Consider the following 23,930-nt stretch of genomic DNA (forward strand, 5'->3'; position numbering starts at 1 on the left):
CTCCCCTTTTAAACTAGTGCTCCAATATCCATAAGCTCATTTCCATATTCCTCAATCAGCTTCTTACGTGGTTCTACATCATCGTTCATGCAAATTCTTAAAATTTCCTCTGCTGCTTCTACATCTTTCATTGTGATTGGGATTAATGTTCTTGTTTCAGGATTCATTGCTGTTTGATTTAATAATTTAGGGTCTAGCTCACCAATACCTTTGAATCGCTGAACAGTGTATTTTTCATTTAATCCTTTTGTGATTTCATCCTTTTGTTTGTTGTCATACGCTAACAATTGCTCTTTGCCATTTTTCAATCCAATTCTGAATAATGGTGTCTCAACTACAAACACTTTACCCTGTTCAATCAATGGTCTAGCAAATTTATAAAATAAAGCTAAAACTAAAGTCCTGATATGTAGTCCGTCATCATCACGATCCGATAGAATGCAAATCTTATCATACTGTAGATTCTCAATATTAAACTTAGGAGTTGAAGTATTATTTTTAATTTCCATTCCACCCATAACTCGGAATAGATTGATAACTTCATCATTACTAAGCACGTCTTTTAGCTTCTTTTTATATACGTTAACTGGCTTACCTTTTAGCGGAAAGATAGCGTGAAAGTTTTTATCTCTTGCTAATTTAGCTCCACCTAGCGCAGAATCACCTTCTAAAATAAAAAGCATTCTTTGTTTCTTGTCTTTGGAACGACAGTCAACAAACTTTTCAGGACGAGTGAACACCGTTACTTTTTCTTCGAGTTTCTTTTTTAACTTAGTTCTAGATTCTGCTGAATTTTCTCTTAGTCGTTTGTTCAAAAGTATTTGATTAGCCATCTTATCCATATCAAATTTATTTTCGATACTGTAAGATTCAAAGTAATCTTCAATGACTTTCTGAATCACATCTTTGTAATAGTTTACGTAAGAAGCAAACTTAGTCTGATTAGCGAATATAGGAAAATATGATCTAAAATCAATCACATAATTCAATCCAGTTAATATATCGTCTTTTGTGATTTGCTTTTCATTCTTCTTATATAAACCGTTACCTTTTAAGTATTTGTTAAACACTAAGCGTAACCCGTTGATAAAACCGTCTTGAATAGTTCCATGATGGATTAGATTGCTCCCATTAAGGAATTCAATCTGTATAGTATCCTCATCCTCTTTGGTATACTGAATAGCAATATCCATTTTAATATCATCAAATTTATCAGGACGTTTTACTTCTCTTTCTACTCTCTCACCTGCAATCCAAGTTGTTTCTGTTTTAGGAGCAGGAATACGATGTGAGACTTCTTTTTTGAAACTGATCGTTTCTGTTAATTCATTCGCTTTATTTACTTTGTTACTCAAGAATTCTCTAATTCCATCGTTATACTTAAAGGTTTTGATATGATTGTTCAAGATGTCTTCTACTTCAATTTCACCTTGGATTAAGGATGATTGCTCATCAGCAATTTGACTAATTTCTTCATATGTATAATAGTTTTCTTCGAATATTTCATCATCCAAAGTGAATTTAATTTTAGTGTAGGTTCTATCTGATTTCCCAATCACTTTTAATGAATCAACTTCATCACCTTTGTAGTATTTTAATGAATAAATATTTCCATTTGGTCTTGCTACTTCATACTCTACAAACTCAGAAGCATATGTTAAAACCGTTAGGAATACTCCATTAGTCCCTACTGTTTGGAAATTGTTTTCAATACCATTGTCGTATTTAGAGCCTGCAAATAAAACTTGTGTTAATAGTTTATAATTTTCAACTCCATCTTCATTCAAACCTTCAACTGGAAGTCCGTTACAGTTATCTTCAAATGTAATAGTTTTTGGATCGTCAATTGTCACTTTAATTCTATTACCGTTTCCTTTATTTATTTCGTCTATGCTATTTCCAAGTAGCTCTTTTATCGAGTGTAAAACTGCGATATGATTTGATGATCCTAACCAAACGGAAATCTTTTTTCTTACCTTCTCCTTTTCGGATAGCTGTTTAATCTTTTCTGACATCTATTTTCCTCCTTCTGTTTTAATCTATTAATTCATATTCTTTAAGCGATACAAATTTTTCAAACTGTTCTCTTGTATTATTAAAGTACGTATATTTATGATGAAATTTTTTATGGCAACCTTCACATAAAGTAATTAGGTTATTTGGGTCTAGTCTCTTATCAATTGCCCAATGCCATCCGTCTAAATGGTGAGCATTTAAATCTCCTCCATATTTTCCGCAGCACTTACAAGTATAATTGTCTCGTTTTAAAACATTTTTTCTTAAATCAGCCATAGACTCTCCGTAAAGTTGATATCTATCCTTAAACCGTTCCTCATCAGTTTTATTTGGATTGTACAGGTGATGATTTTCTCCTGAGTATTTCTTATACCCACAAGCATTGCATTGTCGTTTATTCGAATTTTTGAATTGACCAAAAGTTGTCATAAACTCTTCACTACACTCACATCTTAAAAATAATTCTGTAGAATTACCTTCTCCTTGTATATTTATTATTTCGCACTCAGAATTGTCTTTTATGAACTCTGATATAAGCTCTCCGTTCCAAGTGACTTTCCCTAAGCAAAATCCACAATAGTAAGTACCTCTTAAGATACTACTCCAAATCCTTTTGAAGTTTCTACCACACTTGCACTTAAACTCCAAAATCCCTGTTACAGGATCATATTCGTCGCTTACACAATCTATATTTAGGTTCATGTTAATTAATTTATCTTTAACTAGGTTTAAATCCCAACTTATTCTTTTATTACAGAAGCGACATCTATGTCCATCTTTACCAAGTCTCAACACATTCCACTTTCTTTCGAAATCAACCCCACAACCGCATTTAAACTTTAAAGGAATTTTATTATGTTTGTAGGTAGTACTTAGACAAATCGTGTCTCCCATGCGTTTTAATTCTTCATTGATTAACTCTATATTCCATTTGACATTATTGTTGCAGTAATTACATTTATGTCTTTTGGTATATTTTTCAGTAGTCATATAATTCCAACATCTTTTAAATTCTTTTCCGCATGAGCACATGAACACCAGCGGAGTTTTAGTATTTACGTATTCAGTGCTTAACAATTTAGCTGTTCCATCTCCTATACCAACTAACTCTTCTTTAATCAGTTGAACAGACCACTTTTTTATTCCTCCACTTCCTTTTCCACCCAAAATCACCATTCCTCTCTTTTATAATTTGTTTACTTATAAAAAATAGTGAGAAGCAATCTCCTCACTATTATATTACCATCTTCAGTTTTATATGTCTACTATTATTTTATAATTTTTTAACTTTAATTTTATGTATCAAAGAATATCAACTAATACATTCTTACTTTCTTCATTATAGTACGCATCCGACTTCGCTGTAAACACAATTTGACCTTTATTTCCTCTAATCTTCTTACCATTGTTAAACATGCGAAACTTATCTCTACGCTTTAATTCAGCATGGTCGATAGTAATCCATTTACCGTTATCGTATAATTGAGTTTTAACAGTCATCTTTCCCCTTCTTTCCTTTACATTTTAAAACATACTGTGAATTCACTTGATCAAACTTCTCTCTGTATTGTCTACGCTGCTTAGTGAACAATTGACTATAGAATAACCAATTCAGTAATTTATTCACTTTTTAAATTCAGTCTTGCTGACAGTCTGAGAAATCTCGTCTGTATTATCTGTGATTGTAGATTCATACTTTTTGACTCTATCTCTTAAATCATCTAGTTCCTCTTTAGTAGCTCTTAGCTGTATTTCTTCATCGTTTACTTTAATTTGTGTATGATTTTTAAACTTGTCTGCTGTTATAGAATAGTCGTTTATAGTTTGATACGAACCGTATACAACTACATCCATTCCTTTTTCTCCACATTTACTACAAGTCCATTTTTGCTTAGGTGGATTACTTGTTAGTAATTCTTCGTCATAAATTTTCTTGTGGTGGCATTCTTCTGAAACTGGTGGAGTGTATGTATGACTAATTATCCCATCCATAGGGTTTGCAGTTGGGTAAGATATTCCTGAGTCTGATGTTATTTTAATTTTATCAGTAGTATCTTCTACACTTTCGAATGTTTCTACGGTTATTTTAACAGGCTTTTCTTTGAACTCTTCAAATAATTCATCTAGTTTTTCATCTGGAAATATACCACGTTCGGCATCTTTTTTATTAATAAATAATCCAAGCTTCTCATAATCTCCACCTAAATAACCAAAATACTCTTTTTTCATTGTTTATCATCCTTTCTGTTTAAAAGAGAGCTTTTACTTTAATCTACAAACTTTAAATATTCTACTTTCATAACACATTCAAAATCATAAAAAGGAATCCCGTTGTCTTGAATTATGTAATGTGTTTCTTCTGATGGATGACTATCATATAGGTATCTGTAAATTTCACCATAGGTAACATTATCTTCATTTTCTTCTAGCATTCTAACATGAGTAGCCTCATTTGATTCACATATTTCAAAAATCATTATTCATCATCCTTTCTTAAATTTGATCCATTCGCCATTTCTAAATACTTCATTAACTTGCTCTCGATAACACCACCAATCTCCGTAACTATATACTCTCATGCCATTTTTAAAATCCAGTTCAGTTATCATTCCTTCTCTAGACTCACTGCTCATATGTACACGAATTAGATCCCCTTTTCTTAATTTCATTAACTCATCCTTTCTTAAATGGTTTAATAAATACCCACTCGAATAAATACGTCATAACATATATTGCGTTCAATATTAAAAGAGTAGATGAAATCCATAGTGAAATAGATGCTGACGCATTCAAGCTATAATGCCAAAGCAATATCCATAGTGGAGTTGCTGCGAAAACTACTATCTGTAGCCTACTTAATATTTCTTTCATGGCTTCACCTCACTTTCTGGATGAAATGGAAATTTTATATTAAAGTTTAATCATCATTCCTGTAATTTCTTTTAATTTCACTTTTTGTAATTGCACTGGTACTTCTCCAATATAACTCTCTAGCTCTCCTTCTCGCATTCCTTGGGATGGGTTGTTTTCACTAAAATGAACACGATAATAATTATTATTAAAATCCCAACTAACAATCTTACCAATCTCATTTTTACCTGAGCCGAACACACTGTCAAAATACGTTGTATTCTTTTTGATTACGTAGTCACCTAATTGAAATTCTTTTCCTTTTAAAAACTCTTCTACTTCGTCATATTCTTTCTTACGAGCATTAAATTGTTCCAAAGCTTTCTCAATTACATTTAATTCTTCCTTAGTTCCTACTTCTACTTTATACATATTAAATTCCTCCATTATAATTAATTTATTTTTAATCAACAAGCACCTATATTTTTACAATCACATTCGATATTAACATCTCCATCACGATCACAGTATATTTTTATATTTTTGTTGTCCGATTCAAAATACTTAATTACGGCTTCCTTCCCACATTCCAAACAAATTACTTTAAACCCTTTATCCACGTTTTCACCTCTTTCAATAAAATATAAGTTTCATTTAGAAAAATCAGCCACTAATAATTGTTTATTGTTGCTTATACTAGGGTTGCTCAGTTCAGTTTGAACGTCATCCCAAAAAGCGTTATCCATTTCCTTTTCAATTTCCCAATTTGATAAAAGATTTTCTCTATCTAAGCCAGTTTCTTCTATATAGTACTGTCCGTTATTGTTAGTAAACACTATGTAAATTTCCATTTTATCACCTCCATAATAAAATTTATTAAATCACTAACTAATGAGTATCCTATGCTGCACAATATTAACCACAGCACTACATCTATAAATAAATCAAATTTATTTCTTTTCATTTTCCTTCTCTCCATAATCACCTTTAATGAACAACACGTACCACATGAAACCTATAAAACATGTAAACATATAATCTGTGTGATTGTTTGGATCAGCAAAGATATAGACTATGTATACACTAAAGATAAGCTTCAACGCTTCTAAAGGGAAAGCCTTTAATGATTTCCAGTTAACTTTCATTTGTTATCCTCCTTTACTCATGCATTCCAAGTATTCTCTTTGCCACATTTTAAACACGTATCTTTCTGCTGCACTATAACTCTTTCGTGTCGAATAGGACTACATCGATAAGTTAAATTCTTAGGAGGAAAAGGAAATCCGCATTCGCATACTTTGTGTTTTGTTTCTTTTAATTTTTCTTTCTTGCGAAACCACCACATAGTTACATTCCTCCTTATTTCTTTTTTCTAGTGACAAACAAGTGAGTTAATAAACATGCGATTATCACATCAGAATTTCTAAGTGGATTTTCTTCAGTGCTAAATCCCCACAAAAGATTCACGATAATTGCTGATATAATCATAAACTTTCCAACGTCCCACAATTCTGTTTTAAAGGTTGCTAACTTAGACTTTTTCTTTTTATCTTCTTTTTTATAGTAATGATTAGTTACAGTCTCATGTGTAAATGTACTAAAGTGCATATTCTCAGTGTCTACTTTCTTACCATCAATAAACACTCCATCTTGGTTAATCGTGATATTATTTCCTTCAAATTCTTTTCCATTATAATTAATCATTTCTTAATCTCCTTCTTATACTCACGATAAGCATTAATAAATACCATGCAAATTCCGTTGAAGAATGGAGCAAAGATTACTCCGTAGACCATTCCAACAATAAACCACCATCCACTACTCATTAACTCAACACTCCTTTAGCTCTAGCATCTTTAATCCATTGAGGAAACTCATTTAGCAGCTTATTGTATAAATCATCGTCAGATACTTGGCTTAAATCACTTACACTAAAGAAGTCTGCATTGTCTAAGTAGCGTCCTTGTAAATCATCAAGTTTCTGTAAGAATGCAAATCGTTCTCTTCCGATGCCTACAAATTGCCAAAAGATTGCTTGATTAGATGATTCATTAATAATTCTTTCAGCTTCTGATTTATCAAAGTTGTCTCCATCAGTAACAAAGAACACTAATGTTGGAATGTCAGTTTTCTTTTCAGGTTGTTTCTTACCTAAGAATTTAGCGAAGAATCCTTGTTTGGCTGGCTTAATTGGATTGCCAAATTTATTAACGATACGATTCATTGCGCCTGCATAGTATGTAGAACCTTCAAGCGAAACTTTCTTAAGTAACACATTATTTACAAATTCCTCATGATTCTTTTCTGTAGCTGAACCAATTTCATAATCCTTTTTACCAAAAGCGAATACGTCAATACATCTATCTGTGTCCATATTCATTCCAATACCTAATAATCTATCTACTAGTTCCTGTACGACCCCATTGTGATACTCATATGACATTGAACCTGAGATGTCAATTGCTAATACTACATGTGCTTTCTCTCCGAAAATTGCCTTCTTCTCTAATACAACCTTTGCTTTCTTTGCTAAGTTAATTACATTCCCCATTATTTAATCCCCTTTTCATTATGATATTTTAATAGTTGATACCCCTTACTCTGTATCTCAGGCAAGTGATAAGGTAAATCGTAGCCACTACTTCCATCAAATGTTTTAAATCCCTCATAGTATACTGATTGTTTAGCAATGTCAGGATGCTCACTCATCAAATCAGCTAATTCTTTAGACCAGTCATCAAATGTATGATCTGAGATAATATTTGTATTTAGCTGATAATATAGAAATGAATGAACAAGTATCTGACGTTGCCTACGATTAATTAGTTCTGATGTGTCCATATCCACCTCATTATTAATTTATTTATTATGTAAAAACTCTAATACAGCTTCATTGAATTCATCTGGACACTCTATGTTGGGAATATGCCCTGCTGAGCAAAATGTCTTCAATTTAGCGTGTCGTGCTAGTGAATATGTAGTAAGCGCATTAAAGTATGGCGTTACCTTATCAAATATTGAACCGATAACCAACATAGGTTTTGTGTTATGTAAAAGTGTATTTGTAAAGTTAATTCCCAATCCTGCACTAGCTGCTTGCTCATAAGTATCTTTCCTTACGTTCATAAACATCTCAGTTATTTTATGTATGTATTTATCATTATATATTCCATGTAAACAATTCTTTGTTACAGCATATTCATACTCTTCTTTTGTTAATTCATTAAGTTTATGTATTCGCTGATCTACAGCGTGTTTACCTACCCAATAAGGCAAGATTGAAGCTGTGTTTGATAATATTGTAGATTTAACGTATCTAGGGTAAGAACGTAACACTTCTTGCACAATGATTCCACCCAAAGATAAACCTGCAAAATGCGCTTCTTTAATATGCAAACTATCTAATAAATCAATTACGTCTGCTGCTAAAGTTTGTAGTGTAATGTTATAGTCTTTAGGATTGCTCCCGTGTCCTTTTAAGTCCATTGTGATTACTCTGTAGTATTTCGATAAATCTTCCAACTGATAGCTCCATGACTCCTTTTTTGATCCAAGCCCATGTACCAGCAAAATCACCTCTTTATCCCCACCCGTGTCAATATAATATGTCATTCCTTCACTCCTTTTTATAATATTTAATTATTTTATTTTTAATTCCTTCTAACGTTAACGCAAATATAGCTCCAATTGCAGATACTATAATAACGTCTAATGGAGTCATTAACTTTTACCTAAGCCCATAAATTTACTAGGAACCACTTCTAGCCATTCGATATTCTTTTGAGAGTCTGTCTCAATAATTTTTCGCGATAAGTTTGCTTCATCTTCTGTTTTATATGTAAATACTTTCAAACCTTCATCAGTTTTATAAACTACTGCGTATTCATTGTATACTTTTTTCATTGCACATTCTCCTCTTCATTAAACTCAATCTTAGTTCCAATTAAGCTGATTAGATGGATGATCGCATCTTTATTGGCTACTGTGAATAATCCAAATGAATGCTCTATGTACAAGATAATACCACTTTCACTAAGATAAATTACGTATGGTCTTGTTAAGCTATACGTTTTCTTTTCACCAGTGATGTTTCCTTTATTGTCGCATGGATAATCTTCGTCTCTTTCATACACTTCTATAATTTTTTCATTGAATTCTTCATCTTTATCGAACTTAAATTCAACCTTATACATAATAATTTTATTTAAGTATTCTCTTAACTCATCTATTGTTAGTATAGACATTTAATCATTCTCCTTCTTTAATAAACTTTCTAATTTAACCCACTCTCCATCTAGAAATACTTTCGCATACGGTAAGTCTTCTCTTGTTACAAAATATTTAGTGCCTCTTAAATCTTCATATTTAGCATGAATCCACTCTCCATCCACCTTCTTCATAATCCTCAATTTATTCACCCTCCTCTACTGGCACAAAACTACGACTACTTACTTCTTCCCATCGATCTTGTTTCTTATTGAAGATCAAAAACATTAGTATTTCAGAGTCTTGGTACAAATAGCCATTACCTTTTATGGTCTTCGTCAAAGTATCATAAACTTTAACTTTTTCTCCACTATCCCTCCACTTTACTTCAAACATAAAGCAATCCTCCATTTCTCCTTCAAATAATTCTTTTAGCGAGTTTCAAACTCAAAGCTTCCCGATGTCACCAAATCTTTAAATCCATATTTATCTTTCATCATGCTGACAAAAGGGTGTAAAACATCTGCAATTCCCCACTTTTCCTCAGCACTGCTCATCGCTTCCATACAGATTTCTTTAAACTCTTCATCAGTGTAATTGTCTTCATGAGTGACGTACCAACGTCTGTTAAACTCTTTATTTGTTATGACTTTCTCATCATATCGATTATAACTTTCAACTTGAAAATCCTTTTTAATATTTACAACATATACATGCACTCTTATCTCTCCTCAGCTCAACTTATTCTCTAACACGTATTTTTTATAATTTGTTAAGTTAATAAACCATTCTTCATCTTTCGTTTGCAACGCTAAATCTATGTATAACTCAATTAAATCCATAACCTGCGGTCTATTTAATCCTACGATATCTGTTCCTGCCTTATTCACTGCAAATTTGTAGATAGCATCTATTGGCACTGCTTCAACTTCCATGTAATTCATGTTCATGATGCATTCTCCTCTGTGTGTTTTGTTTATAATAACTATTCGCCATAAGTGTTCTATTTTCATTCTTTAATTCATTATGTATTTTCTTCATTTCTTCCTGTGCTGCTAAATGTATATTCTGATCCATGAATAGATAGTCTAACCACTTTATTTTAACTTTACGTTTATGTATTTCAGTTGAATTATGTTGCCTATATGTAATTGTCGCTGATGTAAAGAAATTAACGAGATATCCAATTGAATCTAAATCCCATTTATTCATACTCTCCTCCTTGTAAAAATAGAGACAGAACGTGCTATGTATAAGTGTGTTCTGTCTCTGTAGTGTGATGTTTTATGTATTAAGTTAGTGATGCGTCAACAATTAATGTCATAGATTCTTCTCTTTGAAAATCTGAAACAATTTCAGCAACAGGAATTATATTACCATCCTCTGATAACACTCTGCTGAATGATGCTAAAGCGTAATCTCTAGTCACTTCTTTAGCTAACTTTGCTTCATCGTCCTCTAAGTTTCCTACTGTCTTTTCATATTCCATGATTGCATGTGATTTATCTTCTGATTTAACCAATGCATAGTATGGTTCATTGAATTCATAAAATCTCATTTATTTTCCTCCTCTAATTCTTTAATCCATTCTAATACTTCACGATAAGCGTATTTCTTTTGGAATAATCCTTTTTGCGATACTTTAGGCATCTCTTCTTCTAACTTAGTTTTAAGTTGTTCCCATTTATCCATTACTTAGTGTCACCAATGATAATACCTGTATCTGATCCAACAACTTTTGTGCGAAGATTCTTATCACCTTTCCATTTATCGATACGTTTAAGTTCTAATAAATCAGGAGTCAATGAAGCATTGATGATTTTATTTGCCTCAGCATCTGCTTTAGCGTTAATTGCTTTAGCTTCTGCATTACCTTTTGCTGTGATTACTTTCTTTTCTGCTTTAGCTTGTGCCTGCTTCTTCTCAATCTCTAGCTTTTCTAATTTTTGTTGAGCATTAACTACACCTTGGATAGCTTTAGCCGTTTGTGAATCTGGAGTAGGTGCGCTTAATGTTACTGAATCTACTGTAAATCCTTCTTTTTCAACTAGCTTACGGAACTCTTTTTCAATTTCAGAGTTAATTTTACCTTGATGTTGAAACACTTCTAATACTGAATAATTAGAGAATACATTTAGTGCTGCTTTTTTTAATCGAGTTTGCAACCATCCACCTTGAATAGTTTCAGAGTCCTGACCTTTAAATTTATTGTAAATGTGAGGCAGTTTTTCTAAGTCATTTGCATAATCGTATGAAAGATTAATTGTTAATGGTTTACCGTCTTTAGTTTGAACGCTGAAGTCATCACCTTTAACTGTTTCAGTTGAGATTGGGTATTCAGTTACACGTTCGAATGGACTTACTAAATGCCACCCTTGACCTAGTGCTTTATCTTCAATTCCGTGAGATCGGTTGTAAACTACTCCTGCATGACCTTGTGAGATTGGCTCAATTGACATTGCTGTTAGAATTCCACCCACTAATACTCCTGCTCCTAATACACTTGCACCTACGATTTTCTTAGTTTTTGTCATTACCATTTTCATTCTCCTCTTCTTTAAATAAATTTTTTAGATTAAACACTCCATTGCCTACTTTATTAAATAATCCTAGTTTCCCTAACAGCAGCCAAATGACTGCCATTAGAGTTAGGAATCCCACTATTAAGACGAACAATATATTCACCTCTTATGTATTAATTATTTAACTAATAAATCAGCTACGAATTGTGACCATGATTCTAATTTAGGGTAAACATCTTCATTCTTTAAGTCTTGAACATCTAGCCAGAAGCCTTCAATCTGATCTTTTTCACGTACTTCAATTGTTGCTTCAGAATCTAATTCTAGTGTGTATAGAAGTCCTAAGTGAACTCTTCCGACTTCATTTTCATCGTCATTAATTAAGCCGATTAATTTTAATTCTTGTGAAGCTGCTTGAATATCTAACTCTTCTTCTAGTTCACGTTGTAAATTAGTCATGATTTTATCATCGAATTTCTCATCTTCTGTATCATTACAATGTCCACCGTATCCAAGTGACCATGAGTTATGTAATCGTGACTCGCCTCCTCCTGAAAGACGAGCATACCCAAATACTTGATTTCCACGTTTAATTACTACGTATGGAATAGGCTGTTTGTATTCTTCGTTGATTTCAGCGTTATTCTCTTTTGGAGTAGGATCATTAAGTCCTCCTCTACGCATAACTTCAATGTTGTTTGCTAATCGATTCTTGATGCCTTCGATGAATAAATACTCTGACTCCACACCTTGGAATGTCAAGTCATCCTTAAATAATGCGTCACGCTTTGCTACTAAAATCATTTCTTCGAATTTTTTACTCATTCAATCAATCTCCTCATTATTAATTTATTTGTTTCTAATTTTGGGTAAAATTCTAGTTTTACTCAGTCTTGTAATTTATTGATCATTTCTTCTAGCTCACCATAATTACATCCAATTGAGCGTTGTAACTCTTTACCGTTATCATCAAGTAGGATAGTTACAGGTACAGACATAACACCGTATTCAGCAGCTACTTCTGGCTTTTCAGTTACATCAAATGTAGTGTAAGTTACTCCATTGTTAGCTAAAAATTTAGATACCTCTGAACATGGTCGGCAGTTTGGTTGTTCTAGTTTAATTAATTGTGTCATCTCGTCATTCTCCTTAAAATTTAATTTTAGATTTAAATTGTTATCGATTATGTATTTATCTCTTGCTAAGGCTGCTGCTTCTTCAGTAAAATATCGTCCTAAGCTCTTTTGTTTTCCATTATGTCTGACATAAGCACAATATTTACCTGAATTTTTATTATAGGAAACTCCAGTATATTTAGAAGAAGTATTAGGTTTATATCTATACTCCTCTATATCCACTATCGGTACGTCATTGAATAGAGCGAATTCCCCATGAAACCTATCTGCTGCTATATTGTAAGCATGAGCAGCAGATTCTTCAGTTATAAAATGACCTAGATATTTTTGTTTCCCTTCTACTTTTATAAATGCAACCCAATATTTCTTTTTCTTGTCTTCTAATTTTACTCCTTTGTACTTTGAGGTTGCATCATTTCTTTTATATTTATTTCTGTTGTATGAATTGTATTGATTTGTTGTTAGTCTTAGATTTTGTTTTCTATTATCAATTCTACTTTCTTTTCCATCATTATTAATGTGATCAACTTGCATATCAGATGGAGCGTTCATAATTTGACGATGCATTTTCATACTAGTTCTCTTACCGTCTTCTTTATATGTATTTTTGTAACAGTATCCTTTTACATCTAGGAACCATTTATCTTTTATTAATTCTTCATAGTCTTCATCATCAACTAAAGCAAATTTCCCTTGACCACGTTTACCGCTTAGAGGAATCTTCTTAGTCATCCAGTTCCTCCTCTTGGTCGTCAAAGTAGAAGTCTTCATCCTTAAGTGGAACTACTTTAGCTTTTTTATATCCATTTCCTTTCATACTAAAGAAGTCATGTGACTTTGTTTTAGTACTTAACCCATTTATTACGATTGGATTGATTTCTTCATCTTCAGGGAAATAAGTATCCATACCTAAGTTTTGTAACGCTTTGTTAGCATTGTATCGAATGAATTTCTTAACATCATGAGTTAATCCAACTTTGTCATAAATATCTTCTGTATAAAGTAATTCATTATCATAAAGCTCTAAAAGTAAGTCAATAGCAAATTTACGTAATTCTTCTTTAACTTCATCTGTTTGCTTATTGAAAATTTCTTGAGCAAGTAGTCCGATATATACTCCGTGAATTGCCTCATCACGAATGATAAGATTTATAATTTCTCCACTTTGCATAAGTTTACCTTGACCGTAGAAATATAAAGGATAATAAAACCCACTATAGAAAAGAAATGACTCTAAGTATACAGATGCTACTAATGCTTTGTATAAAGAAATTTCATCTCCTTTTTGAATATCCCTGTACAATCCTACGACAATCTTAGCTTTCTTCTGAAGATATCTATTTTCTTTAATCCATTTAAATACATCATTAATTTCTTCCATTGTCGCTAGTGTTAAAAAGATATTTGAATATGACTTTGCGTGGATTGCATTTTCTGTCATTCCCATATAGTTCAACAGAGCTTTACGTTGATGTCCTTTTACGTGCTGACCTATTAACGGCATTCCAGTATCGCCTTGCTCGGTATCTAGGAGAGTTAATCCCCCTAGTACCTTCATGTATGTATCTTGTTCTACCTTACTAAGCTGTTTCCAAGTTAATAAATCACTATTTAAGCTAATCTCTTCAGGAAGCCAAAATTGATTCTTATTTTGATCTAAAAACATCTGTGTAAAGCTATCCTCATGTTCTGCATAATTCGCTGCATCAAATACCATATAATCTCTCCTTTTTATCTCTATGTTTATTTAATTATACTGAACAAGATAAGCAATCATCTTGACCTGTATCTTTAGTTCTTGCGTAATAAAGTGTTTTAACTTTCTTATGGTGTGCATATAAATCAATTTTGTTTACGTCTCGTGTGTTCATTGTGTCTTTTAGGAACAAGGTAAATGAAATTCCCTGATCGATATGTTGCTGAATTGTAGAAATCATATCTACTACTCTAAACATATCCATATCATATGCTTCTTTGTAGAAGAACCAGTTCTTATCAGATAGATAAGGCATTGGATAATATGTCTTTGAGTTACCGTATGTACGCTCTTCAATACGTTCCATAATTGGCATTACGGCTGCGCTTGAGGATTGAATATAACTAATTGATCCCGTAGGCGGGATTGCTAATCTGTAAGAGTGATATAGTCCATGCTCTTGAATATCTAACTTCAATTGCTTCCAATCTTCTTTTGTTGGAATATAAATTCCTTCAAATAGTTGTTTAGCTTTATCTGTTTTAGGACTATAATCTTTCTTTAAATACTTATCAAAGTATTCTCCAGTTGCATATGTTGATTTATCGAACTCGTAGTAATTTTCTTTCGTTTCTTTAGCAATTTCCATTGATCTTTGTAATGAGTAGAAATTCATCATCATAAAGAACGTGTTAGCGAAGTCTCGTGCTTCTTTACTTTCATAAAGCATGTTGTTTTTAGCTAAGAAACCATGTAGATTCATAGCTCCAAGACCAACTGATTTCATTAATTTATTAGCTTTGTTTACAGCAGGAGCATTTTCAATACTTGTTTTTCTAGTTACAGTGGTCAATGCATCAATTGCCAATTTAACAGATTCCTCGATTGATTTATTGTCCATTAGGTTGACGATATTCACTGAACCTAAATTACAAGAAATATCCAAACCAATTTTATCTTCTTGCTCATAGTCGCTATATGTAGAAACAACACTTGCTTGCAAAATTTCTGAACATAAATTAGAAAATTTTACCTTCGATACATTATTTAAAGTATGTACGCTATTTACGTTATCGGCAAACATAACATATGGGTAGCCTGATTCACTGCGAAGAACAGCTAATTTCTCTAATAGCCCACGAGGATTAATTTTATCTTTTCGTACATTCGGGTTATTAGCCAATTCATCATACATTTCATTGATGTTCATGTCATCTAAGTGTTGACCGTATTCTTTATAAACACTATAGGGATAAAATACATACATGTCTTTATCTTCTCGTGCTAACTCGATCATTTTGTCTGGAATAACAACTCCAATTGACAATGTTTTTACTCGAACATCTTCATCTGCTGAAATCTTACGAGTGTCAAGGAAAGCATGGATATCTGCATGGAAAACATTTAAATACGCAGCTCCTGAACCTTGTCTCTGTCCCATCTGGTCAGCATATCGGAAAGCGTGATCTAGAAGCTTCATAACTCCGACTACACCCTTAGTAGCATTCTCGATACTTTTGATTGATTCACCTTTAGCTCTTATCTTTGATAGATTTAGTGCAACCCCTCCGCCTAGTTTTGATAATTGCATTGAGATATCAATTGCTTTTGAGATATCATTTAATGAGTCATTTACTTCTAACAAGAAACAACTGACTAATTCTCCTCTTCGTTTACGACCTGCGTTTAAAAATGTAGGTGTTGCTGGTTGATACTCTTGATTAATCATAAACTGAGTAAATGCTTTAGCTTTATCGAAATCTCCATCAGCTAGGTATAAAGCACAAATCGAAATCCGATCCTCATATCTCTCTAGAATCTTTTTCTTGTCATTTGTCTTCAAAGCATAATCGTTATAGAATTTAAACGCACTCATAAAAGAAGGGAATCTAAACTGTTTTGCATAAGCTAACTCAAAAACTTCTTTTACTTGTTGAAAACTATATTTAGCTAAGAACTCTTCTTCATAATATTCATTCTCTACTAGATGATCCAGTTTCTCTTTTAAATCATGAAAGAATACTGTGTTTTGATTAACATAGTCTACAAAGTAGCTTTTTACCGCCTCCTTGTCTTTTTCAAATTGGAACTTACCATCTTTCTTAATCATGATCTCGTTGTTAAGTTGAATCCATTTAGGAATTGTTGTCAATACCGATTACCTCCTGAGTAAATTTTTCTACATCTTTTGTTGTTCCTGATAGTTCAAATTTTATAATTAATGGGACACCATACTGTTTTGAAATGATGTCACCACTTTTACCAAAGTTGCTCCCCCATACTAAATTGCCACTTGAAGCAACTGCAATGAGGTTTTTATGATTTTCATTTAGAAACTTTTCAGTAGTCTCTGGAACATTTCCAAATCCAATTGTGTATGTCACTAATACGAATTTCTCATTGATGATTGGATTATCTTTTATGTCAACTACTCTCAAGCTTGGTGAATCCTTGCTCACTTTAGTTATGAATCTCTTAACATTTCCTGTTAATGAATCGTATGCTATAAGCATTTTATCACTCTTTTATTTTTAATTTATTAATTATAATATCGTATGCTATGTCTATGTAGTAAGTGTTACTGTTATGTCTTTTAATCTATTATTTCTTTTTCTCGCCTCGTGTTACTAATTCAATTGTGATATTCTCTGATTGATTTCCTGAAATGATGTCTTCGCTTGCTACGTTAAGGTTCATATCGCCTAACTCAACACATCCTTTAGCCCAAGCTTCAAGATCAAGATTAACTTTGCGCTTCTTCTTTTTAACATATCCACCATTATGTAAAGCAGTCACCTTTGAAGTTGCATTGTTACCATCGAATCCCATTTATATTACCTCCTATAATTTGTTTAAATGAGTTAAACAACTTCTAACCTAATTTCTTATGTCTTGATTGTTTATCTTATTTGTTTTATAATTTGTTGACTAATTAATTTCTTGCTTTTATACAATCAAGTTAACCAACTCCTTATCCATGTACTTATCTTATCATGCATGTTTTCGTTTGTCTATATATTTTTTATAATTTTTTAACTTTTATTTTTCGTAGTTTGTTTTGTAGGATTCATAAGCCATTTGTTTATCAATATCATCTAGCATACTATTCATTTCATGCATCTTCTCATCACTCATACCAATTTTTGATAGCACACTGTTAAACTTGTTTCTCGCATTCAAATCGATCTCATCTTGTATCATTTTCTTCTTTACGTTCTGAAACTGCTCAATAGTATTCATTTATAACTCTCCTTTTTTAATTCATATTAGCATTTTCCACTCCAGTTTTTAAATGCCTCGATACCATCTTGCTGTTTCAACATTCTCTCTAGAGCTTCTTGCTTCATTTGTTCACATTCTCTTCTCAAAGTTTCTATTCTAAGCTCATGATATTCAACTGCATTCTTTGCAATCTCTACGTAGTTATAGTTGTAATCTTCAGGTCTGTATGTCTCTGTTCTCAAATAGTCGAATTTATCTTTCCTCAATATTTTTGATTTGCCTATGTATTTATTAATTTGTACCTTTACTAAGCCACCTCCTCTTGTTCGGGAAATATTAATCATGTATTCCTTTCCACTTCTACTTACGACAGGGAATTTAGTCAAGTCTTCAATCAATTTGTTCACCGCCTTTTTCTCAATAAAATGGACATTTCATTCTGAATATCTAACGTTGTCTTCTACACTGTCTAAACTCAAACGTGCGCTATTAAACTTCGTTTCCCACTTTTTATATTCTCCCATAATCATAGGGCTTAATTCAAATACTTCTTGCATCTGATCTATAAATATTTTTATTTGGTCAATATTATGTATAGTTTCTTCCCTTGTGGATTCTCTCATTAGAGCATATCCTTATTAGCTGCGGATTCTACGATTGCATTAAAATTCTTATTATCTAAATGTGCATCTGTACATAAATAGTCAATTGTTTTCATTGCTTCAGGATTAATATAATCCATATTCTCAATGGCTAATGTTAACTTTTCAACTGGAAACCAATTTGAATACTCTCCCTCAAACTTGATATAGCATTTTTCCTCATACACAACTTCTCCATTATGATCCACAGTTTCTTTCATGATCGATGTACTAATTTCTCCAATTTTATCTTTCCCCTCAACTATAACCTTTTGCTTTGCTCTAAATTGAAGTCCCATTATTAATTCCCCTCCTTTTTATATCCAATTAAAGCTGTGGCGAACAAAATACAAGTAACCCATAATATAGCACTCAGCCACATTCCAAAAGTTTCTACACCTACTGATGAAAAGAGCACAGATGAAGCTCCCAGTAAGAAACATCCTGCAAAATTCTTAAATACGCTCCTCATTTTAAAATTCACCTACAAGTTGATCAGATTCCACATATTGACCTTCATTCAGATTAACTTGCTTTAAGTTTTTATAATTCATCGTATTTCCGTTAACATCTTTAATAACAATTTCATTATTGTTAACTCCGACAACTTTTCCTGACCCTAATGCATAAACGTTTTTCATTTTAATTCCCTCCAATTGTTTTAAATAAGATTAATAGTCATCTGAACATCTACAGCATTTAATAATCGTCCTTCTCTAACCTTATCATCTGCCTTGTATAATCCTTTACTTTGAAACTTACGTCTATTACGTGTAATTGCCTCTGCTGGTGTTGCGTTATGTATTTCACTAATATTATGTACGTTATCCCATTGCTGCCAATATAATTGACATAACAACATATCATTATTACGTGAGTCTGGATGATTCTCTAATATGTATCCAACTTTATCCTTTGTCTTTTTAATCTCTTTTAGCACTCTCTTGATCACCTCCTTCATAGTTTAATGGAATTAACCTTCCTAATTCATAGCTTGCTATTTCCTTTAAATAACCATCCTTCCCCTGCTTATATACAGTAATGTCGGTTATATCAATACTCTGATCGATTGTTACTCAGTCCTCCTATTGTTAATTTATTTGTCTATTTAACATGTAATAGATCACATAAAGCCAGCTAAAGCATCCGTGTATAATTGCCCAAAGTATTGATTTATGTAAAGACCATGAGATTGTAATTGCTAATGCTGCACCAAATCCTATACCTGATGATACTGTTGATGAACTTCTACTTGACATTAAATCACCTCCTCTCAGTAAGACTAAATCTTATTTTAGGTAATCTAATTCAGCTACTTTATCTGGTACAAAGATATCAAAAACAGTTTCGTTCCAATATTTTGTTTCTGCAAGGTCTGTGTTGAAGCTAATAATTTTTTTAACTAATGCAGCACGTTCAATTTCTGAATTACCATCTTCACGACTCTGATCTATTGTCATTTTTAAAACTTCGTATTTCTTAATATCTGCTTCTGCTGACAGGTGGTTAATTGATAAGACTAATAATGAAACTGCAAGTGTAGCACCAAACACAACTGAACTTAGTGCAAAAGTTAAGTCCCATCCGTTATAAGAACTCGCATTTTTCATAAATCCTATTATTGAAAGAGCAGTTAGCAATGTTAATCCGATTAAAAATAGCATATTATCATTCTCCTTATATTTTAATTTATTTACTATTAAATGCACCTTTTACCGAGAAATCAATCTACAATAGTCCACTTGAAGCTAGGTAAGTCACTAAATTTTAAAGATGGAAAGTACTCAGTCATTGACTTAAACGTATCTTCAGTTCCAAACTCATAATATCCAAAACCTTTCCAACCTCTAATTTTCTTTCCTTTATTTAAAGCATCAAATGCCTCTGTCATAGAAACATATTTAGGCAACTTCTTAAAGTTCAAAACTACCGTATCATAATTTAATTCAACCATATCTACAGGTTCATCCGTATCTGCTGAAATCCAATAAAAGCCATCATCAAATTTCTCAATCTTTTTGTCAGGATTGTGATGAACCATGATGACATCACCAACCTTCATCTCATTAATAATTTCCAAGAATGGCTTGCATTCACTCATGTTATCTTCTCCTTTTTTATTAATTTCTCTTTCATATGCAACGTAACAATTATTTTTTCTAGTTCCCCAACATTTAAATAAATTTTTATAAGTAACAACCCATCCATCTTCAGCATATATCTTATTATAATATTCAATTTTTCTGTCGCTCTCGTCTTCTACTTCATGATAAGTAATACGCATAGTTTCTCTATTCATCACCATCTTCCTCATAGTCATCTGGATTTAATAATTCTTTATCTTTGTGATATTTACTGATCATTTCATTTATGTACTCAACTTTATAAAAATATGCTAATTGCTTTAGCTCTTCATATGTATAGAATCGTAAATCTTCCCAATCACCAGTTTCCTTCCAATAGTCAAACACTTCTTGATGCTGCTCAGTCGTTTCTATACTTGTTGGTGTACTGTCTATGTAAAATCCTTGTGGTACATGTTTGAACGTCTTAACCATATCTAAAATACATTCTTCGCATAACGTAAACTTCCATGTCTCATTATCAAACTTACTTAGATATCCAAAACTTAGTTCGATATTTTTGAATTGTTCATTCCATAAAAATCCTTCTGACGTATGACTCTTACCTTGTTCTGCTACATTTCCACACTTATTACACCTCATCTACTCTCCTCCTTTATTGATCTTTAACATTCTAATGTTGCTAAGACTTGCGGTTCTTTATAACATGTAGTTTTAATTATTTTGACTTCATTAACTTTTTCATCAAGAGATTCTTCTAATAGTCGTGCCAAATGTTTCTCTGCTTTCTTTAATACCTCTGAATAATTGTCGTGAGTAATATCTGTTGTGAGGTTAAACATACCTTCCTTAGTGTTTCTTGTATATGGTTCTTTCTCAGTGTAATAGTTGTAGAAGATATAGTATTTATGCAAATTATCACCTCCTCAATTTCTGCATGAAAGATAGATTTTATCTTAATTTATTCACTATTTAACAACTTTCTTTAGCCATTCGGCAGATTCCTCAGATAAAACCCTATCTGAAACAGTGAATCCATTTGGATTAATTAAACCAACCATAATTCCTTCACTCTCATTGTTATCAATAAAGATTTTATACCCATTGGATAAAGGTATTTCAATAGTCTTCTCTTTCATATTTACATTCCTCCTGTTAATTTTATTATTTAACTACAATTAAATCTTCTTCATATAATGCATATGTGCTACCATCTAATTCTACATCATATCCTCCAAATGGATACTCATCAGCTTCAATAACTTGATCCTTATACTTGTTCACTAGCTCAATAAAGTCATCTGGATATATAGTATCACTATTAAGGATACGCTCTGTATTAAATTTCACTTTAGTCATATTAATCCTCCTATTTAAGTTCAAAACATATAGTCTATGAAAATTATCCATTCCACTACGTTGCATTCCTAATTGTTCACAGCCTTGCCTTCCAAATTGAGAAGATCGCTCAATTGTGTCAGGACACTAGGTTTTAATTGAATAATTAACAAATTATAAAAAATGTCACCTATCAGAATACAATTATGTATTATTATTTTATATTTTCTAAACGTTACTCTGAAAGGTGACAAACTTTTTAATTAAATAAGTTATTAATTTGTTGCTGTGATTCTTTAGTAATCCTGCTTTTGCTACGTTCTACAAGCTTTACAATTATATTCTCTTGCTCATCATTTATGAGTAATTTTATTAATTGTTTAATTTTATCAGTATACTCTAATTTATTTCTAACTTTCCACATAACAGATGTAGATTTTGAAACATTGTCATGACGTTTTTGAGCATTCTTAGCAAGATGATTCTGTACGATACCATTCAGTTCATTCTTAATCTGTCTACGATTATTGTCTTCAAGAATGAAATCTACTAGCTTATCACGTTCTTTTTCAAGATAATCCTGTTCAACTGATATGAAATACGCATTGTAGTAATATTTAATATGTGTATTTTCTTTTAATGATTTATTAACTTGTTCTTTGAATGGTCGCCAATACTTAGTCATATGTAAAGATTTCACTGTTTTAAATTCTTCTGGCGTATCTTCTAAGGCTAACAATTCATATCTGTTGATAAGGTCTAATTCCTCAACTTCTGCTTCTCGGTGTTCTCCGTTATGTAACCCAACTTTAACAATCATTTTATACCATAAAAGGCGTTGGGCGTGTAAATGATCTAGTGCAGTTTCCACAGCATTTTTAAAATTACTGTTAGATGTATTAAAGAAATCATATGCCATGTAAGGTTCAATATTATACATGCTTGCTAATTCTTTTACATTCTTGCTGCAAAAACCGTAATTTTCATTAATCATATTCATTCTTTCTAACAGGTGATTACGACTAATACTGATATGTTTCTTTTTCTGATTAACTAATAAATCTGCAATAAGAGTACGAATTAAGTCACCGTAGATTGTATTATTGTTACGACTGCCTTCTGATTTACCTCTCATGCTAACTTTTTTAATTGGTTCATCATAAATTTCTTTAATAATGAATGAGTTGCCGTCTTTATAGTATGAGAAGTACCTCTCTAAATCTTTGAGTTGTAATTGTCTCGACTTTCCTACTTTAACTTGGACACCCAACTCTTTGCATAAAGATTTATAATTTTTAATGATTTGACCTTCTGTGATGTTGTCAATTTTCATTGGCATCTCTCCCAATTTTATCAATCTTGTATTCGTAATAGTCAATGATACTGCTTTTTGGCTTTTTGATTAATTGCTCTTCATATCCATCAATTCCAAACTCAAGTGCCAATAGCTGATCTAATACTTCATAATATTTATAATGAAATCTCATCAGTTTGATACCGTGTTTTTTGCAATACTCGTTCTTTCTTTTGTCATGTTCAGTGATTCTTTTATACGCTTCTATGTCTCCATCTATAGGTTGAAAGTGATATTGCCCATCAAATTCAATTAATAGTTTGAGACTCTTATCTTCGTTTAACACTGCACAGTCGAATCTAAGTTGGCTACCATTTACACCTGTTAAACCTTCGATCTTATATTGATGTGTAAACGGAATCTCATTTGCTTTGAAGAATTGATAAATACGTTTTTCTCCTTTTGAACCATTACACATTGGGCAACCTCTTTTATTTCTTGCTCTTATACGCACCCTTGTGTCCCATTCGTAATTACAGCTACCGCATTTCCACCAGACAACCTCGCTGGAAGACAATGTTATATCTTTAGGATTGATATTGTTTTTACTGTAATCCCATTCCTTCAATAAATCAGGATTAGTGATATCTAGAGATTCATACTTACATCCATTGCCGTGAATTCCACCACTTCGACCACGGTTTTCAACTTTAGTAAGAGGCTTTTCGTAAATTTGTTCAATTTTAATCGAGTTACCTGATCTTGACCATTTACAGTATAAATCTAAAATTTTCAACTGTGCTTTCCTGCTATTTCCTTCTTTAATTGGCATCTCTAAAGTTCTACACAAGACTCTATAGTTCTTGAACACTTGACCTTCACTTAGATTCTCAATCTTCAAAAGCATTCCTCCTTTAAAGTTTTA

At 32.2% G+C, this 23,930-nt stretch carries 47 protein-coding genes; all 47 read right to left on the bottom strand.

Features of this window, described 5'->3' with window-relative positions; genetic code table 11:
- Nucleotides 1-8: 8 nt before the first annotated feature.
- The 47 genes from WKH56_RS19635 to WKH56_RS19865 all read right to left on the bottom strand — a co-directional run bounded on the left by WKH56_RS19635 (nt 9) and on the right by WKH56_RS19865 (nt 23,906).
- Nucleotides 9-2,015 (bottom strand): toprim domain-containing protein, encoded by a 2,007-nt coding sequence (locus WKH56_RS19635; protein WP_342836239.1) that lies wholly within the window; start codon nt 2,013-2,015, stop codon nt 9-11.
- A 19-nt stretch (nt 2,016-2,034) separates the two neighbouring features.
- Entirely contained in the window at nt 2,035-3,183 is a 1,149-nt protein-coding gene (locus WKH56_RS19640) for an HNH endonuclease (RefSeq protein ID WP_342836240.1), read from the bottom strand.
- Nucleotides 3,184-3,318: 135 nt separating this feature from the next.
- On the bottom strand, nt 3,319-3,516 hold the full coding sequence (locus WKH56_RS19645) for a hypothetical protein (RefSeq protein ID WP_342836241.1): 198 nt from the start codon (nt 3,514-3,516) through the stop codon (nt 3,319-3,321).
- Nucleotides 3,517-3,639: 123 nt separating this feature from the next.
- The gene (locus WKH56_RS19650) at nt 3,640-4,245 is read right to left on the bottom strand and encodes a hypothetical protein (RefSeq protein ID WP_342836242.1); all 606 of its coding nucleotides are present in this window, start codon (nt 4,243-4,245) and stop codon (nt 3,640-3,642) included.
- A 38-nt stretch (nt 4,246-4,283) separates the two neighbouring features.
- On the bottom strand, nt 4,284-4,493 hold the full coding sequence (locus tag WKH56_RS19655; protein ID WP_342836243.1) for a hypothetical protein: 210 nt from the start codon (nt 4,491-4,493) through the stop codon (nt 4,284-4,286).
- Nucleotides 4,494-4,499: 6 nt separating this feature from the next.
- Nucleotides 4,500-4,685, bottom strand: a complete 186-nt coding sequence (locus tag WKH56_RS19660) for a hypothetical protein (protein ID WP_342836244.1) — start codon at nt 4,683-4,685, stop codon at nt 4,500-4,502.
- 241 nt (nt 4,686-4,926) lie between these two features.
- The gene (locus tag WKH56_RS19665) at nt 4,927-5,298 is read right to left on the bottom strand and encodes a hypothetical protein (RefSeq protein WP_342836245.1); all 372 of its coding nucleotides are present in this window, start codon (nt 5,296-5,298) and stop codon (nt 4,927-4,929) included.
- Nucleotides 5,299-5,333: 35 nt separating this feature from the next.
- Nucleotides 5,334-5,486, bottom strand: a complete 153-nt coding sequence (locus tag WKH56_RS19670) for a hypothetical protein (protein ID WP_342836246.1) — start codon at nt 5,484-5,486, stop codon at nt 5,334-5,336.
- A gap of 30 nt (nt 5,487-5,516) precedes the next feature.
- Entirely contained in the window at nt 5,517-5,717 is a 201-nt protein-coding gene (locus WKH56_RS19675) for a hypothetical protein (protein WP_342836247.1), read from the bottom strand.
- 99 nt (nt 5,718-5,816) lie between these two features.
- Nucleotides 5,817-6,011 carry a hypothetical protein gene (locus WKH56_RS19680; RefSeq protein ID WP_342836248.1) on the bottom strand — a complete coding sequence of 65 codons (195 nt, stop codon included), beginning with the start codon at nt 6,009-6,011 and terminating at the stop codon, nt 5,817-5,819.
- A 214-nt stretch (nt 6,012-6,225) separates the two neighbouring features.
- Nucleotides 6,226-6,570 (bottom strand): hypothetical protein, encoded by a 345-nt coding sequence (locus WKH56_RS19685; RefSeq protein ID WP_342836249.1) that lies wholly within the window; start codon nt 6,568-6,570, stop codon nt 6,226-6,228.
- Nucleotides 6,567-6,692 (bottom strand): hypothetical protein, encoded by a 126-nt coding sequence (locus WKH56_RS19690; RefSeq protein ID WP_342836250.1) that lies wholly within the window; start codon nt 6,690-6,692, stop codon nt 6,567-6,569. Before WKH56_RS19690 ends, WKH56_RS19685 begins: the two co-directional genes overlap by 4 nt.
- Nucleotides 6,692-7,417, bottom strand: a complete 726-nt coding sequence (locus WKH56_RS19695; protein ID WP_342836251.1) for a VWA domain-containing protein — start codon at nt 7,415-7,417, stop codon at nt 6,692-6,694. The genes WKH56_RS19690 and WKH56_RS19695 overlap by 1 nt, the downstream gene beginning before the upstream one ends.
- Entirely contained in the window at nt 7,417-7,707 is a 291-nt protein-coding gene (locus tag WKH56_RS19700; RefSeq protein ID WP_342836252.1) for a DNA ligase LigA-related protein, read from the bottom strand. Before WKH56_RS19700 ends, WKH56_RS19695 begins: the two co-directional genes overlap by 1 nt.
- A gap of 18 nt (nt 7,708-7,725) precedes the next feature.
- The gene (locus WKH56_RS19705; protein WP_342836253.1) at nt 7,726-8,478 is read right to left on the bottom strand and encodes an alpha/beta fold hydrolase; all 753 of its coding nucleotides are present in this window, start codon (nt 8,476-8,478) and stop codon (nt 7,726-7,728) included.
- A gap of 108 nt (nt 8,479-8,586) precedes the next feature.
- Nucleotides 8,587-8,769: a hypothetical protein gene (locus tag WKH56_RS19710; RefSeq protein ID WP_342836254.1), complete on the bottom strand. Its 183-nt coding sequence runs from the start codon at nt 8,767-8,769 to the stop codon at nt 8,587-8,589.
- Nucleotides 8,766-9,110, bottom strand: a complete 345-nt coding sequence (locus WKH56_RS19715) for a hypothetical protein (RefSeq protein WP_342836255.1) — start codon at nt 9,108-9,110, stop codon at nt 8,766-8,768. Before WKH56_RS19715 ends, WKH56_RS19710 begins: the two co-directional genes overlap by 4 nt.
- Nucleotides 9,111-9,275: a hypothetical protein gene (locus tag WKH56_RS19720; protein WP_342836256.1), complete on the bottom strand. Its 165-nt coding sequence runs from the start codon at nt 9,273-9,275 to the stop codon at nt 9,111-9,113.
- 1 nt (nt 9,276) lies between these two features.
- Nucleotides 9,277-9,468: a hypothetical protein gene (locus WKH56_RS19725; RefSeq protein ID WP_342836257.1), complete on the bottom strand. Its 192-nt coding sequence runs from the start codon at nt 9,466-9,468 to the stop codon at nt 9,277-9,279.
- A 35-nt stretch (nt 9,469-9,503) separates the two neighbouring features.
- On the bottom strand, nt 9,504-9,791 hold the full coding sequence (locus WKH56_RS19730) for a hypothetical protein (RefSeq protein WP_342836258.1): 288 nt from the start codon (nt 9,789-9,791) through the stop codon (nt 9,504-9,506).
- A gap of 12 nt (nt 9,792-9,803) precedes the next feature.
- Entirely contained in the window at nt 9,804-10,022 is a 219-nt protein-coding gene (locus WKH56_RS19735) for an IDEAL domain-containing protein (protein ID WP_342836259.1), read from the bottom strand.
- Nucleotides 9,997-10,284 carry a hypothetical protein gene (locus tag WKH56_RS19740; RefSeq protein WP_342836260.1) on the bottom strand — a complete coding sequence of 96 codons (288 nt, stop codon included), beginning with the start codon at nt 10,282-10,284 and terminating at the stop codon, nt 9,997-9,999. Before WKH56_RS19740 ends, WKH56_RS19735 begins: the two co-directional genes overlap by 26 nt.
- Before the next feature lie 79 nt (nt 10,285-10,363).
- Nucleotides 10,364-10,630 (bottom strand): hypothetical protein, encoded by a 267-nt coding sequence (locus WKH56_RS19745; protein ID WP_342836261.1) that lies wholly within the window; start codon nt 10,628-10,630, stop codon nt 10,364-10,366.
- On the bottom strand, nt 10,627-10,764 hold the full coding sequence (locus WKH56_RS19750; protein ID WP_342836262.1) for a hypothetical protein: 138 nt from the start codon (nt 10,762-10,764) through the stop codon (nt 10,627-10,629). Before WKH56_RS19750 ends, WKH56_RS19745 begins: the two co-directional genes overlap by 4 nt.
- Nucleotides 10,764-11,606 carry a prohibitin family protein gene (locus WKH56_RS19755; RefSeq protein WP_342836692.1) on the bottom strand — a complete coding sequence of 281 codons (843 nt, stop codon included), beginning with the start codon at nt 11,604-11,606 and terminating at the stop codon, nt 10,764-10,766. Before WKH56_RS19755 ends, WKH56_RS19750 begins: the two co-directional genes overlap by 1 nt.
- Nucleotides 11,593-11,748 carry a hypothetical protein gene (locus WKH56_RS19760; RefSeq protein ID WP_342836695.1) on the bottom strand — a complete coding sequence of 52 codons (156 nt, stop codon included), beginning with the start codon at nt 11,746-11,748 and terminating at the stop codon, nt 11,593-11,595. The genes WKH56_RS19755 and WKH56_RS19760 overlap by 14 nt, the downstream gene beginning before the upstream one ends.
- 23 nt (nt 11,749-11,771) lie before the next feature.
- Nucleotides 11,772-12,419: an NUDIX domain-containing protein gene (locus WKH56_RS19765; protein ID WP_342836263.1), complete on the bottom strand. Its 648-nt coding sequence runs from the start codon at nt 12,417-12,419 to the stop codon at nt 11,772-11,774.
- A gap of 62 nt (nt 12,420-12,481) precedes the next feature.
- Complete coding sequence (locus WKH56_RS19770) at nt 12,482-13,462, bottom strand: glutaredoxin domain-containing protein (RefSeq protein ID WP_342836264.1); 981 nt, start codon at nt 13,460-13,462, stop codon at nt 12,482-12,484.
- Nucleotides 13,455-14,447, bottom strand: coding sequence for a class 1b ribonucleoside-diphosphate reductase subunit beta (gene nrdF, locus WKH56_RS19775; protein WP_342836265.1), 993 nt, complete (start codon nt 14,445-14,447; stop codon nt 13,455-13,457). The genes WKH56_RS19770 and nrdF overlap by 8 nt, the downstream gene beginning before the upstream one ends.
- 34 nt (nt 14,448-14,481) lie before the next feature.
- On the bottom strand, nt 14,482-16,536 hold the full coding sequence (gene nrdE / locus WKH56_RS19780; protein WP_481861969.1) for a class 1b ribonucleoside-diphosphate reductase subunit alpha: 2,055 nt from the start codon (nt 16,534-16,536) through the stop codon (nt 14,482-14,484).
- Nucleotides 16,537-16,561: 25 nt separating this feature from the next.
- Entirely contained in the window at nt 16,562-16,939 is a 378-nt protein-coding gene (gene nrdI / locus WKH56_RS19785; protein ID WP_342836267.1) for a class Ib ribonucleoside-diphosphate reductase assembly flavoprotein NrdI, read from the bottom strand.
- Between the two features lie 88 nt (nt 16,940-17,027).
- The gene (locus tag WKH56_RS19790) at nt 17,028-17,255 is read right to left on the bottom strand and encodes a hypothetical protein (protein WP_342836268.1); all 228 of its coding nucleotides are present in this window, start codon (nt 17,253-17,255) and stop codon (nt 17,028-17,030) included.
- A 210-nt stretch (nt 17,256-17,465) separates the two neighbouring features.
- The gene (locus tag WKH56_RS19795; RefSeq protein ID WP_342836269.1) at nt 17,466-17,666 is read right to left on the bottom strand and encodes a hypothetical protein; all 201 of its coding nucleotides are present in this window, start codon (nt 17,664-17,666) and stop codon (nt 17,466-17,468) included.
- A 26-nt stretch (nt 17,667-17,692) separates the two neighbouring features.
- Nucleotides 17,693-18,046, bottom strand: a complete 354-nt coding sequence (locus tag WKH56_RS19800; protein ID WP_342836270.1) for a hypothetical protein — start codon at nt 18,044-18,046, stop codon at nt 17,693-17,695.
- 36 nt (nt 18,047-18,082) lie between these two features.
- On the bottom strand, nt 18,083-18,271 hold the full coding sequence (locus tag WKH56_RS19805) for a hypothetical protein (RefSeq protein WP_342836271.1): 189 nt from the start codon (nt 18,269-18,271) through the stop codon (nt 18,083-18,085).
- The gene (locus WKH56_RS19810) at nt 18,271-18,588 is read right to left on the bottom strand and encodes a hypothetical protein (protein WP_342836272.1); all 318 of its coding nucleotides are present in this window, start codon (nt 18,586-18,588) and stop codon (nt 18,271-18,273) included. Before WKH56_RS19810 ends, WKH56_RS19805 begins: the two co-directional genes overlap by 1 nt.
- A 174-nt stretch (nt 18,589-18,762) precedes the next feature.
- Nucleotides 18,763-18,930 carry a peptidoglycan DD-metalloendopeptidase family protein gene (locus WKH56_RS19815; protein ID WP_342836273.1) on the bottom strand — a complete coding sequence of 56 codons (168 nt, stop codon included), beginning with the start codon at nt 18,928-18,930 and terminating at the stop codon, nt 18,763-18,765.
- Nucleotides 18,931-18,950: 20 nt separating this feature from the next.
- Nucleotides 18,951-19,229, bottom strand: a complete 279-nt coding sequence (locus tag WKH56_RS19820) for a hypothetical protein (RefSeq protein ID WP_342836274.1) — start codon at nt 19,227-19,229, stop codon at nt 18,951-18,953.
- Between the two features lie 151 nt (nt 19,230-19,380).
- The gene (locus WKH56_RS19825; protein WP_342836275.1) at nt 19,381-19,548 is read right to left on the bottom strand and encodes a hypothetical protein; all 168 of its coding nucleotides are present in this window, start codon (nt 19,546-19,548) and stop codon (nt 19,381-19,383) included.
- A gap of 30 nt (nt 19,549-19,578) precedes the next feature.
- Nucleotides 19,579-19,899: a hypothetical protein gene (locus WKH56_RS19830; RefSeq protein WP_342836276.1), complete on the bottom strand. Its 321-nt coding sequence runs from the start codon at nt 19,897-19,899 to the stop codon at nt 19,579-19,581.
- A gap of 113 nt (nt 19,900-20,012) precedes the next feature.
- The gene (locus WKH56_RS19835) at nt 20,013-20,588 is read right to left on the bottom strand and encodes a hypothetical protein (protein WP_342836277.1); all 576 of its coding nucleotides are present in this window, start codon (nt 20,586-20,588) and stop codon (nt 20,013-20,015) included.
- Nucleotides 20,581-21,015, bottom strand: a complete 435-nt coding sequence (locus WKH56_RS19840; protein WP_342836278.1) for a hypothetical protein — start codon at nt 21,013-21,015, stop codon at nt 20,581-20,583. The genes WKH56_RS19835 and WKH56_RS19840 overlap by 8 nt, the downstream gene beginning before the upstream one ends.
- Before the next feature lie 23 nt (nt 21,016-21,038).
- Nucleotides 21,039-21,287, bottom strand: coding sequence for a hypothetical protein (locus WKH56_RS19845; protein ID WP_342836279.1), 249 nt, complete (start codon nt 21,285-21,287; stop codon nt 21,039-21,041).
- A 54-nt stretch (nt 21,288-21,341) separates the two neighbouring features.
- The gene (locus WKH56_RS19850; protein WP_342836280.1) at nt 21,342-21,512 is read right to left on the bottom strand and encodes a hypothetical protein; all 171 of its coding nucleotides are present in this window, start codon (nt 21,510-21,512) and stop codon (nt 21,342-21,344) included.
- 25 nt (nt 21,513-21,537) lie between these two features.
- Complete coding sequence (locus WKH56_RS19855; RefSeq protein WP_342836281.1) at nt 21,538-21,732, bottom strand: hypothetical protein; 195 nt, start codon at nt 21,730-21,732, stop codon at nt 21,538-21,540.
- A 238-nt stretch (nt 21,733-21,970) separates the two neighbouring features.
- Nucleotides 21,971-23,044, bottom strand: a complete 1,074-nt coding sequence (locus tag WKH56_RS19860; RefSeq protein WP_342836282.1) for a hypothetical protein — start codon at nt 23,042-23,044, stop codon at nt 21,971-21,973.
- Nucleotides 23,034-23,906 carry a zinc-ribbon domain-containing protein gene (locus WKH56_RS19865; RefSeq protein ID WP_342836283.1) on the bottom strand — a complete coding sequence of 291 codons (873 nt, stop codon included), beginning with the start codon at nt 23,904-23,906 and terminating at the stop codon, nt 23,034-23,036. Before WKH56_RS19865 ends, WKH56_RS19860 begins: the two co-directional genes overlap by 11 nt.
- Nucleotides 23,907-23,930: the final 24 nt, after the last annotated feature.

It is taken from the genome of Priestia sp. SB1, from assembly GCF_038898415.1.